Source organism: Spirosoma jeollabukense (assembly GCF_054777855.1).
This window is the reverse complement of record NZ_BAAHAD010000002.1, coordinates 1,299,960-1,313,237: the sequence shown is the minus strand read 5'-3', so window position 1 is coordinate 1,313,237 and position 13,278 is coordinate 1,299,960. Positions and strand designations below refer to the sequence as shown.

Annotated in this window: 11 protein-coding genes; 5 read left to right on the top strand and 6 right to left on the bottom strand. The window is 48.8% G+C overall.

Translation table 11 applies throughout. The features are described from left to right. Positions 1 to 467 precede the first annotated feature (467 nt). Positions 468 to 1,250, top strand: a complete 783-nt coding sequence (locus tag ACYVEA_RS13795) for a carboxypeptidase-like regulatory domain-containing protein (protein WP_461114011.1) — start codon at positions 468 to 470, stop codon at positions 1,248 to 1,250. A 78-nt stretch (positions 1,251 to 1,328) separates the two neighbouring features. On the opposite strand, the gene ACYVEA_RS13790 is transcribed toward ACYVEA_RS13795, so the two are convergent. From ACYVEA_RS13790 to ACYVEA_RS13765, 6 genes are all read right to left on the bottom strand, one after another. After that, complete coding sequence (locus tag ACYVEA_RS13790; protein WP_461114010.1) at positions 1,329 to 2,219, bottom strand: sugar phosphate isomerase/epimerase family protein; 891 nt, start codon at positions 2,217 to 2,219, stop codon at positions 1,329 to 1,331. Between the two features lie 92 nt (positions 2,220 to 2,311). Beyond that, on the bottom strand, positions 2,312 to 3,040 hold the full coding sequence (locus ACYVEA_RS13785) for a DUF72 domain-containing protein (protein ID WP_461114009.1): 729 nt from the start codon (positions 3,038 to 3,040) through the stop codon (positions 2,312 to 2,314). Between the two features lie 31 nt (positions 3,041 to 3,071). Next, positions 3,072 to 4,016 (bottom strand): DUF6624 domain-containing protein, encoded by a 945-nt coding sequence (locus ACYVEA_RS13780; protein ID WP_461114008.1) that lies wholly within the window; start codon positions 4,014 to 4,016, stop codon positions 3,072 to 3,074. Positions 4,017 to 4,334: 318 nt separating this feature from the next. Next, positions 4,335 to 5,636 (bottom strand): PQQ-dependent sugar dehydrogenase, encoded by a 1,302-nt coding sequence (locus ACYVEA_RS13775; RefSeq protein ID WP_461114007.1) that lies wholly within the window; start codon positions 5,634 to 5,636, stop codon positions 4,335 to 4,337. Between the two features lie 172 nt (positions 5,637 to 5,808). Further along, positions 5,809 to 7,521 carry a GMC oxidoreductase gene (locus tag ACYVEA_RS13770; protein WP_461114006.1) on the bottom strand — a complete coding sequence of 571 codons (1,713 nt, stop codon included), beginning with the start codon at positions 7,519 to 7,521 and terminating at the stop codon, positions 5,809 to 5,811. A 122-nt stretch (positions 7,522 to 7,643) separates the two neighbouring features. Next, entirely contained in the window at positions 7,644 to 8,159 is a 516-nt protein-coding gene (locus ACYVEA_RS13765; RefSeq protein ID WP_461114081.1) for a gluconate 2-dehydrogenase subunit 3 family protein, read from the bottom strand. Positions 8,160 to 8,608: 449 nt separating this feature from the next. Between ACYVEA_RS13765 and ACYVEA_RS13760 the strand changes: the two genes are divergently transcribed. From ACYVEA_RS13760 to ACYVEA_RS13745, 4 genes are all read left to right on the top strand, one after another. After that, positions 8,609 to 10,075, top strand: coding sequence for a S41 family peptidase (locus tag ACYVEA_RS13760; RefSeq protein WP_461114005.1), 1,467 nt, complete (start codon positions 8,609 to 8,611; stop codon positions 10,073 to 10,075). Positions 10,076 to 10,399: 324 nt separating this feature from the next. Continuing rightward, on the top strand, positions 10,400 to 11,491 hold the full coding sequence (locus tag ACYVEA_RS13755) for a Kelch repeat-containing protein (protein WP_461114004.1): 1,092 nt from the start codon (positions 10,400 to 10,402) through the stop codon (positions 11,489 to 11,491). A gap of 2 nt (positions 11,492 to 11,493) precedes the next feature. After that, positions 11,494 to 11,856: a DUF4907 domain-containing protein gene (locus tag ACYVEA_RS13750; protein ID WP_461114003.1), complete on the top strand. Its 363-nt coding sequence runs from the start codon at positions 11,494 to 11,496 to the stop codon at positions 11,854 to 11,856. An 11-nt stretch (positions 11,857 to 11,867) separates the two neighbouring features. Beyond that, a complete protein-coding gene (locus tag ACYVEA_RS13745; RefSeq protein ID WP_461114002.1) occupies positions 11,868 to 13,229 on the top strand; it encodes a DUF4270 family protein in 1,362 nt (453 codons plus the stop codon). Positions 13,230 to 13,278 lie beyond the last annotated feature (49 nt).

Genomic DNA, 13,278 nt, shown 5'->3' with positions numbered 1-13,278 from the left:
AGCAGGAAAGAGTTGTAATCAGGCTTTTACTGAAGCTGTTTAAACGTTCGAATTTACCCTGCTAAACAGGAGTATTTTTTGTCCTGCTTCCTGCATCAGCAGGATAAAAAATACTCCTGTTTTAGCGAGTGTCTAAAGATATTCCTTTAGGCGTGTAAATCTTCTTTTCATCAGGCTGTTTGACCCCTAAATCCTCTAAAGGAGACTTTGCTCATCGTCAAGCAAAGTCTCCTTTAGAGGATTTAGGGGTCAAACAGCTTAAAAACTAATTTTTAGACAACCCTTTACACGTACAAAAAAATTAAAACAGCTTCACCAATAAAAACCAGAACGGCAGGCATTTTCGCGCTTAAGGAGTTGTGCGTAAAATTTAAAAAACCCAGTTAGTCACCTTTAAAAATCAATTGTAAATTTATTCATAATTTCACAGGGATAGTTTACTGGATTAGTGCTAAACTGGTTTAGATATGCAGAGCCTTACTATTCAGATTCCGCAGCCCTGCCACGAACGCTGGGACGATATGCAGCCGCATGAACAAGGCCGCTTTTGCGCAAACTGTCAGAAAATGGTAGTTGATTATACGGCCCTGTCTGATCGGGAACTGGTGAAGCTGCTGACCAAGCCTCTGACAACCAGTTGCGGGCGATTTCGTGATGAGCAACTAAACCGCCCATTACTAGTCGCGAACCCGGTTGCTACGTCTGTTTGGCGGCAATGGCTCGGGTTTCTTACACTGAGTTTATTTGGTTGGCAGACAGCACGTGCTCAGCAAAGCCAAACCGATCGTTCATCGCGGCCAGTCGCGGCACAACAGGCATCTATAAAAGTAGAAGCGGCTGTCAAGCCAATTCCTGTTCGAACCACAGTTGGCCCAGAAACAATGTCGGTTATTGCGGGAAAGGTCATAATGACAGATTCAAGTGGCAGCCCATTGCCTGCACCATATGCCCATGTATTTATTGACCAACCCGGCCATAAATGGCAAGCCTCCACAGATAGCACAGGTGCCTATAAACTCCTGCTACCAACCAGATTGCTAACGGGTCACTTAACTGTCTATGCCCGCACGCCCAACCGCTGGCAGGGCAACATTACATTTGATGTATTAACATCCGCACCAATAATCACCCTGAACGATCTTGTTATAGAGGAAAAACCAGTGCCTATCAAAGCTATAACCGGTGGTGGGATCTGCTTACTACAAACCCCTTCCCGCTGGCAAAAATTTAAGCGTAGACTATTTCACTGACTGGCCGGGTATTGAAAATACATAAGCCGCGGAGCATGAATGTATTTTTCATGCTCCGCGGCTTATGCGCTACGTCTGTTATACCGTCAGTTTCTCAATGTTCTTGTAGCTGATGGCGATAGACTCGAGTGGCGGAAGTTTGCAGACGTCCTGCTCCACAAAGTAGTGTGTCATGCCTGCGGTTTTCTTGGCATCGAAAATACGCTGGAAGTTAATCGAACCTGTCCCTACGGGAGCAAAAGCGCGTTGCGGTGTTTTTTCCATGTCTTTTACATGCCAGAGCGGGAACCGACCGGGATTCTTCTTGAACAGTGCAACGGGGTCCTGATTCGCGAAGGTTGCCCAGTACAAATCCAGTTCGAGTTTCACCAGATTCTTGTCGGTGTTGCCCAGCAGCACGTCGTACGGTACTTTCCCACTCAGTGGCTTGAATTCAAAATCGTGGTTATGGTAGCAGAATTGAATGCCAGCCGCTTTGCACACTTCCGCCGATTTGTTGAACAGGTCAGCAAAGCGCATGTAATCGTCCAGCTTGGTACGTTCTTCGGGGAACAGATAGGCGCAGACCATGTATTTCTGACCAATAGCAGCGGCATCATCAACGGCCCGTTTCCAGTCGTTGGTCAGGGTGCCTTTCATGTTAGGCATCGTTTTGCCCGTCGTGTAGTGGCCGCTGGGCGCTACCATGCCCAGTTCTTTCAGCAGTGCCGTAAACTCTTTTGGTGTTTTGCCGAAGAACTTCCCATCCGAGTAACCAAACGGCTCGACTTCTTTATAGCCAATCTTAGCTACCTGTTTAAGGGTGCCGACGGGATCTTTTGCCATCAGATCACGGAGGGTATACAATTGTAACCCGACTTTTTTGGTCGATGCGGCAAAAGCATCCAGTTGAGGCAGAAAAGCCGCCGACGCAGCTAACGCCCCCAATTTCAGAAATTGCTGGCGGGTAATTTTAGGAGACTGATTCATGAGACTGTAGAGCCGGTTAATCGACAACGGGCAGAATACCCGCGCTTGTAGTGGCTAAAGATAGAGAACGATTCGGTTTACTGTTTCCGTCTCTATTGACCAAGTATCCACCGTAGTGTTTCCGCATTCCGTACCGCATTGCCGCCACCATCGTTGTTGAAATACACAAACACCTCTTTCCCCATGCCTCCCCACTCCCGAATGCGATCGGCCCACCAACGCAGATCCGTATCGGAATATGAGCCCCCGTATAACCAGTCCGTGTCAGGTCCGTGCAGACGTACATATACGAAGGGAGCGGTTGTGCGCAGAATACACGGTAAGTGCGCTCCACTCATGATACAATAGGCGGCATTGTGCTGTTCCAGCAATGAAAAAATAGCGTCATTAGTCCAGCTCGGGTGCCGAAATTCGACTGCCACGCGCATCCAGTCGGGCACCTGATCCAGAAAATAGGCCAGCCGGTCGTAATCGCAGGCATGATTAGGCGATAGTTGCACCAGCAGAACCGCCCGTTTTTCCTGTAATTCATGCCAGCAGGTTTTAATACGTTCCATCCAGACTTCGGGCGCGTAGAGTTTTTTGGCGTGGGTCAGTCCGCGGGGTGCTTTAACGGTTAGCTGGAAACCGTCAGGCAACCGCTGTCGCCAACTGGCAAAGGTGGCTTGCTTTGGCCAGCGGTAGAAACTACTGTTCAGTTCGACGGTCTGAAAGCGCTGAACGTAGTAGCCCAGCCGATCATGAACGGGCGTATTGGGCGGGTACAGAACGCCCTGCCAGTGGTCGTAACTCCAGCCCGATGTGCCAATATGAATGCTCATGAAGTGATTACTCGATCAGCACCCGATTGGTTTATTTTTTCGGAAGAACATACTCTATGCCCCATTGCCGGGCGTAGTCTTTAATGGGCGGCAATCCTACGGCTGCCCGTCGCGTATCGACATTGAGTTCATCCTCAATCGGCTCGAACGAATTTTTGCCATCGGCTCCTAAGGCCACCTGAGAACCATAGAGTTGCTTTTGGCCTTTATGTACCCGGATACGGTCTATTAAAAGTGCCAGATTTGATTTTCCCAACTCGCCCTGCTCGGCGGCTTTCTGGATCATAGGCAGGTACTTCTCCTGAATAGCCAGTGGCGAATGTTGGATTACCAGCCAGGCTGTGATGTCCTGTTTCTCTCCTACTAGATGTTTACCAGGGTAACCATATTGCTGAAGTATCCGCTCTACTTTTACCAGGTTGATCGAATCAGTCCGGCGCATTCCCTCCCAAATCGGTTTAGCCTGTGGCGAATTGTAACCGTACTGCCTGGCAATCGTATCGATGCGTAATCGGGGTTGATTATCCGCCCGAAAAATCTCTTTCAGTTCACGCTCAAGAACTGGGTTTCGGCCTTCTGCTATTTTTTGTTTATCAATACCATTCTGAAAATCCGCCGATAAAGGGCTTGTTCGCAAGACGTCAAACTCTGGATACGCTTTGCGATTTTCCCAAATATCTTCACTAACCCAGAAATCTATCGACGTAGCTTTGCTTATAAATTCACGTGCCTGTTCAGTTTGTTGACACTGGTATGCACAAACGGCCGCACGCAGTGTACTCATAGCACTCTTTTGAGAAATCGCAAAGGCTCGTTGGTATTGCGTCAGGCAGGTCTGGCAATTACCCTGCTTAAGGGAAGCAAATGCTTGCTCAACAGCCTGAACATAAGCAGTGTCCTGAACGGCATAGGTCGTTTGCGCCCTAGACGGCCGGGCCAGACATCCAACCAGAGCAAGTATAAGTATGTACCTCATTTCAAATGATTAACCTATGTATAGTTACAAACTTTTACACCAAGCTGTTTAGGATTATTCTTTCTAGTCTGCTTTACCCCTAAATCCCCTAAAGGGGACTTGGTACGTGCCTGAATAAAGTCCCCTTTAGGGGATTTAGGGGTAAAGCAGACTAGAAAGAATAATCCTAAACAGCTTCACCATTAAAGATTCGTTATCAATTGGGTATCTCCAAGTTAATGTTTGTTAAAAGCCTGATCGTCAACCGATACGTGCAAACAAAATGACCGATGAGTATCGCTCACCGGTCAGTCTATTCATGAAGTATGGCGAAGATGCTTATTTTTTCACTGACACCGTCGCCTTTCCAGCATAACTAATTTTGAAAAGCGTTCCGTTCAAATCATCCGTTACGTATAACGAGCCATCCGGGCCCTGTGCGAGACCGCAGGGGCGGTGCTGAACGGGGCCAGTTGGTTTAGCCAGGTCAGTACCGGCAAAATTATCAGCAAAAATTTCCCAGGGGCCCGATGGCTTGCCATTTTTGAACGGCACAAAACCAACCATATACCCTTTGTACAAAACCGATGACTGGGCGTGAAAGGCAATAAATGCGCCATTTCGGTAACGCTCGGGGAAGGCGGTTCCCGTATAGAACAGCAACGCATTGGGCCCCATGTGGGCCGGAAAAGCCATCAACGGATTGATCGCTTTCGGAGCGCCTGTTTTCTTACCATCACCGCCATATTCGGGGGCCATAATTTTCTTTTTCTGAACGTAGTCAAAGTAAATGTACGGCCAGCCGGCATCGTCGCCCTGATGCAGTTCATAGAGGGTTTCAGAAGGCAGCTCGGCACTTTGCTGGGGCGTGTAATATTGCGGGTAAAAATCGTCGAATTTGCCCCGCCCGTGCTGCGTGACAAAAAGTGAGTTGGTTTTATCATTCCAATCCAGCCCCACTACGTTTTTCAGGCCCGTTGCATAATGGACACCATCAGCCGTGGTCTGGTTCGGTACATTGGCCTTAAAGCGCCAGATACCCACCGAATCCAGCAGCGGACAGGGCATAATACCTTTCCCGGTTCCGGCCTCGCGGCAGGCATCATTGTCGGACGCTACGTTCACATAAATATTATTTTGATTATCAATGGCAATTGACTTCGATTTATCACGATCTTTTTCCCGCAATCCCGACACTAATTTTTCGGGCTGATCGGGATTAATGACCTCCTGATTATCATTGAGTTTGTACCTGTAAATAGCACTATTGGAAGACGCGTACAAATAACCATTTTTGATTACGATACCCGTGCCCGGATAATCACCGAAGCCAGTCTGCTCATCAATGACGCCATCTTTGTTGGTATCCCGCAGGCGATAAATCCCCTTCCCATCTTTCAGTTTGGCGAGTTTCACATAGATATCGCCCGTTTTGCTGATGGCAATGTGCCGGGTGGAACCCAGATCTTTCGCAACGATAGTGCCCGAAAATCCTGCCGGAAGTTTCAGGCTCGCCGTGGGATTTTCGTTTTTTACGGTACGTGTGGGGGTGGGCTTTTTGCCGGTACTGGTGTCGCCCAGGCAATGCATCGCCACCAGCGAAGCGAACAGGCAGGTAAGACCGAGAAAAGGTTTATTCATGGATTTGATAAAATTGGGTACGTTTTTGTCAAAAGCTATTTTGCACACGTACATACTGAGGTTACCTGTTTTGACTGATGAGCTGTAAGTATAGATGACCAGCTTTAAAGCACAATGGGGCCGGGTTTGCAAACCCGGCCCCATTGTGCTTTAAAGCTGCAATCGAACGCATTTATAACAACCCTTTTTTCATCTCTTTCACGGCATAATCGACAGCTCGGGCGGAGAAAGCCATGTAGGTAAGGGATGGATTTTGCGTTGACGTTGAGGTCATGCTGGCGCCGTCCGTCACAAATACGTTTTTGCAGGCATGAAGCTGGTGCCACTTGTTCAACATCGACGTTTTGGGGTCTTTGCCCATCCGCACACCGCCCATCTCGTGAATATCGAGGCCTGGGTTGCGGTGGTCATCACGCACGCGAATGTTTTTGAAACCCGCTTCGGTAAACATCTCCGTCATCTGCTCCTGATAATCCTTCACCATTTTATCGTCGTTATCGTCATAGACGATGGCTATTTTTAGTTGCGGTATGCCATACGGATCTTTCAGCGAAGGATCGAGTGCTACGTAGTTTGTTTCTTTCGGAATGGTTTCGCCCATCATGTGCGAGCCAACATACCAGCCGCCGAGTTTGGGATTCAGCAGACTTTGTTTCAGATCAGCTCCTACCCCGCTCTGGTCGGAGTTCGATGAGCGACCCGCCGAGAAACCAGCGGCATAGCCTCGTAAAAAGCCCGTTTCCTGTTTCAATACGTTCCGGAAGCGTGGAATGTACGGACTGTTTGGCCGACGTCCGTCAGTCGTGGTGTCGAGGTCGCCATCGTACTCCCCTGAGATGCCCGCCCGGTAGTTGTGAAAGGCGACATATTTTCCTAACACACCACTGTCATTACCCAGGCCATTTGGAAAACGGTTCGAGGTGGAATTCAGCAGCACCAGGTTTGAGTTTAACGCGGCCGCATTCAGGAAGATAATGCGGGCATAATACTCCGTCATTTTCTTCGTGTTGGTATCAATAACCCGAACGCCGGTTGCCTTGCCTTTCTTCTCGTCGTAGATAATGGAATGAACGACCGAGTTAGGACGTAGCGTCATTTTTCCCGTTTTAGCGGCCCAGGGAATCGTCGTCGAATTACTGCTGAAGTACCCACCAAATGGACAACCCCGCTCGCAGATAGTGCGGTGCTGGCACTGCGCCCGTCCCTGATCGAAGTGAATCTGTTTGGGTTGCGTCAGGTGAGCCGCCCGACCCATAATCACGTGGCGGTCCTTATAACGGGCGGCTATTTTTTGCTGAAAATGTTTCTCCACACAATTCCACTCGTGCGGGGGTAAAAACTCCCCGTCGGGCAGGGTGGCAATACCGTCTTTATTGCCTGTAATACCGGCAAACTTCTCGACGTAGCTATACCAGGGCGCAATGTCAGCGTAGCGAATCGGCCAATCGACAGCGAATCCATCCCGGGCAGGCCCTTCGAAATCAAAGTCGCTCCACCGCTGGGTCTGGCGTGCCCACATGAGCGATTTTCCGCCCACCTGGTAGCCCCGAATCCAGTCAAACGGTTTGTCCTGAACATAAGGGTGTTCGGCATCTTTCACGAAAAACTGTTCGGTGCCTTCATAGAAGGCATAACATTTGCTAATGATCGGGTTTGCTTCCCGTACCTCCTGCCGGAGCTGATTACGGTGTTCAAACTCCCACGGCTGCATGTTGGTCGTCGGGTAATCGGTCACGTGGCGCACATCGCGACCGCGCTCAAGAACGAGCGTCCGGAGACCTTTGCCCGTAAGTTCTTTGGCCGACCAGCCTCCACTGATACCGGAGCCAATGACGATAGCGTCGTAGGTATTAAGGGCCTGAGCGTCGATATTTAAGTAAGACATAATGTAGGGTATTCGGTTTATGGTACTCAGTTTACGGTGATCCGCCGTTACGGCCTTTCTGGATAACGCATCAGCATTCTTGCGTCAGCCTACCGGATACCATAAACCGAATACCAAATACCTTATTTTGGTTGAGTAACCGCTTTTGCCTGAACCGGCACGCAGCCGTAATAATGACCGGGAATAAATTGATAGTGCGTCAGCTTCGTCATGACGTACTCCGAACTCATATAGCCTCGGATCGTCAATCCCTTGACTAACGAATAGAAGTTTTTTTGTGCTGGATCGGTCGATTGGCCGAGCTGGGTTAACAAGGCAGTACGTTGCGCTACGTCTCCTTCGGCAAAAGGTTTCGAAAATGCTTTCTGGGCCAGTCCATCCAAAGACGCGAGGCCCGTGCGGAAGGTTTCCTGCGCTGGCTTCGCGTAGCAGTCTGCCACCATTTTCTGCACAAACTGATGAACGTTGAGGGCTTTGGCGCCGGGCGTGTCTGTCACCGGAATGATCGTCTCGACCATCTCGGCCAGCAAGTCAACCTGGCCACGAGAGAGAATCTGGCGAGATGAACGGACGGTTTCAGCCGTCCAGCTGTTGGCCCAGGCAGGCAGGCTGATAAACCCTCCAACGGCCCCGGCCATCGTTTTTAACGCATTACGTCTTTCCACAGGATACTTGATTGGATTCTGTTTATTCTCTCAAAGATACAAAACAACTCACATTGGTGGATGCTGCTTCAGCCTGTTTTTTGGGCCTGTAGCCTCATTTTTAGGGATTACCCTAGTGAGTACAACGGGAAAAATTATAAATCTATTAAATCTATAAATTTTATTGATTACTAATCGTTATCTACGAACACAGAGCTTCACTCGATTGTTCTTACTATACGCTGATACACGTTTATTGGTCTCAAACATGGCGTCTATTTTCGTTTTATCCCGAGCTGTCTCTGTCGATTCAATTCGTCATTATGTCGGTGAACTTCATTAAACTGTCGTTAAATCCAATTATCTATTAATCCGTTGTGCAACAATGGGCTTTTCCTTGTCGTAAAGTCGATAAGTAAAGCAATCTATTTGTAGACAATCACATGAAAAAATACGTTGTGAACACGTTCAACTATCAACTTCCAAAGCGCGTATGGTCGCTGAACTGGCTATTAATTGCTGGATTTATTGTTTCCCTGTCAGCCTGTAAAAAGACCACCGACGACGTCACCCCACAGCTCAGTACGTCATCCGGTGCGAGTCAGTCAGTAGATGGCTGGATTCTGGACGAGATGCGGTACTTGTATTACTGGAATGACAAGATTCCGGCGAACCCTGATACAACGCTGGCCCCTGACAAATTCTTTTCGTCGATTCTGAACACCTACAACGCCACGACCAACCCCACGGGCGACCGTTTTTCGTGGATTGAAGATGACGGCAATACGTTAAAATCCGAACTGAGTGGACAATCGACTACAACCGGGATGAATTTCACCTTATATCTTCGGTCATCGGGCTCAACCGACGTAATCGCCCAGGTGCTGTACGTATTACCCAATTCACCAGCCGCCAAAGCGGGTCTGAAACGGGGTGATATTATTTCGAAAGTAGGCGGCACCTCACTCAACACCACGAACTACTCGGATCTGTTGTTCACGGGTACTACATTCACCTATGGGCTGGCCGCAGTGAGCGGGCAATCGCTGGTGGATACCGATAAAACAGTAACCGTAACGGCTACGGTCTTCCAGGAGAATCCGGTATTCATGGACTCTGTCTATACGATTGGTAACAAAAAGGTTGGGTATTTTGTCTATAACCAGTTCATTACGGGTCCCTCTGGCTCGGATGATCACACATATGACAATCAGGTTGACGCTATTTTCAACAACTTCAAAGCACAGGGCGTTAATGAACTAGTCCTTGACCTGCGTTATAACCCAGGTGGTTATACGTCATCATCAGCTAACCTGGCCAGCCTTATCGGTAAAGGCATTAGTTCGAGCAATTTATATTTCCGCGAAGAATGGAACGCCACTATTACACCCGACTTGCAGAAAGAATACGGCAGCAGCTTTTTCATTCAGAACTTCCTGGATAAATCGCAGAGCATTGGCAACAACCTCTCGCGGGTATTTGTACTGACAACGGACAATACAGCGTCGGCCAGTGAACTGATCATCAATGGATTACGCCCTTATATGACGGTGACGACCATTGGCACAACCACTTACGGCAAAAACGTCGGTTCCATTACTGTCACCGACGACAGCGGCAAAATTAAATGGGGCATGCAGCCCATTGTGTTCAAATCATTCAACAGTGCCGGAAAATCTGATTATTCAACCGGCTTTACACCTAACATAGAAGTAGAAGAACCTATTAATCTATTACCGCTGGGCGATACGAAAGAAGCATTATTGAGCACAGCTCTGGCGCAGATTTCAGGTAGTGCCAGCACGCGTTCGGGTGTTACCACCAATCCGCTGAAATCCCTGGGGTCGTCTATCCAACGAAAGGCAGGTGGCCAGTCAATGGTTAAAGTGTTCAAAACGTTTAAATTATAAGTCCAGTCTTTCAACTGTCATTCCAACGATTACGTCACAAAGGGGGTCTTTGTGACGTAATCGTTTTGTTTTTTAGCAAAGGTTTGGTGTATATGGCAACAATTAAGAATTTTTATGAAAGCCTCACGTTGCTAAGTAATAAGTGTTTGGCGTAATTTTGTCAAACCTACTTATTCTCTATATCAGCGACGAAGCAATGTCCTGTGGTAACGCCCAATGGCTTCGCTCCAGATTGATTCAGGCTGATCCGGGCGGCAAAATCGCCGTTCTTAACTCAAATTGATATAACTTTACATTTTAGTCCGTTCGTTTACGCTCGTTTTCATGATTCATTTACCATTTCGATTTCTTTCGGCAACCGACTCTCGGTCACAATCCGTAGCTTCTGAGACTCTTTCCGCTCTTGTAACTAAGAAAACAAAAAAACAGCAACGCATCAACTGGGCGTTGGGCGTTCTTTGCCTCGGCTGGACCGGCTTCCTGGTCGGTTGCAGTGGCTCCAGCACAGTAGCGACCCTGGGTGACTGGACAGTTAAATCGGAATTTGAAGGCGTAGCCCGCACAGGAGCCTCCAGTTTCGTTATTAACAACATCGCCTACATGGGCACCGGGCTCGATAACAAAAGCCAGCGCCTGCAGGATTTCTGGGCCTACGATCCCGCCAAAAATGCCTGGACACAAAAGGCTAACTACATTGGCGCAGCCCGTAATTTCGGGGTAGGCTTTGCCACCAGCAACAATAAAGGATACATTGGCACGGGTATTAACATAAATGGCGATCTGCTGAAAGACTTTTATGAGTATGACCCAGCTGCCAACACCTGGAAAAAGGTAGCCGATTTTGGTGGAACAGCCCGCTACCAAGCCGTAGCGTTTGCCATTGGGGCGAAAGGCTATGTGGGAACCGGCAACGACGGTAACTACCTGAAAGACATCTGGTCCTACGAGCCAACGTCCAACACCTGGGCAAAGGTCGCGAGCTACGGTGGTGCCAAACGCGTAGGCGCTGTTTCGTTCGTCATCAACAATATGGCCTACGTCGGTACGGGAAACAACAACTCAACTCAGCAGAAAGACTGGTACGTGTATGATCCAGCTACGGATGTCTGGACACAGAAGCTAGACTTCACCACCGATCAGGCATCTATTGCCCGCAGCTATGGCGTTGGTTTTGCTGTGGGTGGCAAAGGGTACGTCACGTTGGGCAGTGGTACGTCGACCGGCACCACGGTGTGGCAGTATGATCCTGCCACGGATCTTTGGACCTCACTGGGTGCATTCGAAGGCGCACCCCGCGCGTATGCCATTGGGTTTGCCATTGGCAACAAGGGCTATGTTACCACCGGTGGCAGCAGTCTTTCAGCGCCTTATGATGATTTGTGGGATTTTGACCCAACTATAGAACAAGTACTGTAAGCGTGCAAAACGCCATCAATACGAATAAAAATCGACCGTCTCGAACCCGCCTGATTCGACTGGGATTGATCCTGATCCTAATTGCTTTAGCTGGTCTGACAGGTTATCAAGTCTACCGCCGGCAGAATCCCTATCAGGTTCAGGCGTTTTCAACGCCAGCGGGCTGGGGGTATGATATTCTGACCAACGGTAAACTATTCATTCATCAACCAACCATACCGGGTCAGTCCGGTATGGTTGGTTTTTCCAGCCAGGAACAGGCCCAGCGGGTCGGTGAGCGGGTGGTTGAGAAAATACAACAGACGAAGGCGTTGCCTACGCTGACCAACGAAGAGTTACGTCAACTAGGCGTAAAAATTCCCTGAATTCATTGCTTATGCGTACTTTATGGTACGCCGGTTTGCTCTTGCTGACCGGTATATTGCTGTTTGCCTGTCAATCGGGTGATCTTAACGTCGGTCAATCGGTCATCAACCCACAGGAGTTGACAATACAATCTATTGACACGATCACGGTTCGGTCATCGACGGTGATGAGGCCTGATTCGTTTGTTACGTCGGCCGATCCTGAGAATAACGTTTTGGTCGGGCGCTGGAGCGACCCACAAACGGGTCTGTTAAGCATGCGCGCTTTTGCCGAGCTTGACTATACAGCCAACACGCTCTCCACCCAAACGAATCTGGTTTTAGATTCATTGGTGCTGGAAATGAACTATTCATTTGTGTACGGCGATACTACGTCTGCTTATAGTATCAATGTGCACCGCCTGACGAAGCCACTCGTTCCTCAGTTATACTACAATACGAGTTCGGTTCCATACGAAGCGACTCCATTTATACAAAAAACGGTACTGCCTCAGCCACAAAGTCGCGGCAAGCAGATACGACTGCGGACGTCTGATGCGCTGGCTCAATCGTTTTATTCGCAACTGATAAGTGGACAGATCAATGATGCGGTGTCCCTGGAGAAATTTCTGCCTGGCTTTGCGTTCATTAGTACGTCGACGAATAATACGATTGCAGGCTTTTCAGCGGCTGCCGGGGCAAGCGGGCTAAGGCTCTATTACCATACGGTCGATGATGCGCAAACAGCGGTCAGCCTATTGTTTCCGATTGCATCACTCCATTTTACTAAATTCATAACCGATTTCAGTGGTACCCCACTGAGTGCGTTAAAAAGTCGTTCAGCCGCTGTTGATAGTCGCCTAACGGACAACACGACGTTTATAGCCCTGGGCGCTGGTCTCCAAACCCGAATTGAATTCCCCTATATCACTCAGTTTGACAGGCCCCTAAATTTTGCTGACATCAACAAAGCGTTATTAGTCATTAGCCCCGTTCGGCGTAGCTTACGAGATAACACTCCACCTCCCGGCCAAGCGCTGCTTCCGGGTCAAACCCCGGATCCGGTAGAGCTTTATGTAACCAACAATCAAAACCAGGTGATTGCAACGGTGCCGGGAGGGACGAATCCCTTAGCAGCGGTGGCGGCAACAACCTATTACAGCTACGATGCGAATTCGCCGTTAATTTCCGATTCGTACACGTTTGACCTAACGTATTATCTGGGTCAGATTCTAAAACAGAAATCGCTGCCTCAACCCCTGATCCTCACCGTTCCAACGCCTAACACCGGTTATTTCAGCATGAAATCATTGGTTCAGCGGGTGGTGCTTGGGAATCAGCAACGGCCGAACGACCAGATGCAGGTAAAACTGTTCATTACGTCGGGCACGTAGTACTTTATTGTATCAGAACAAGAGTTATTAAAAAAAGCCGGATCGTTAC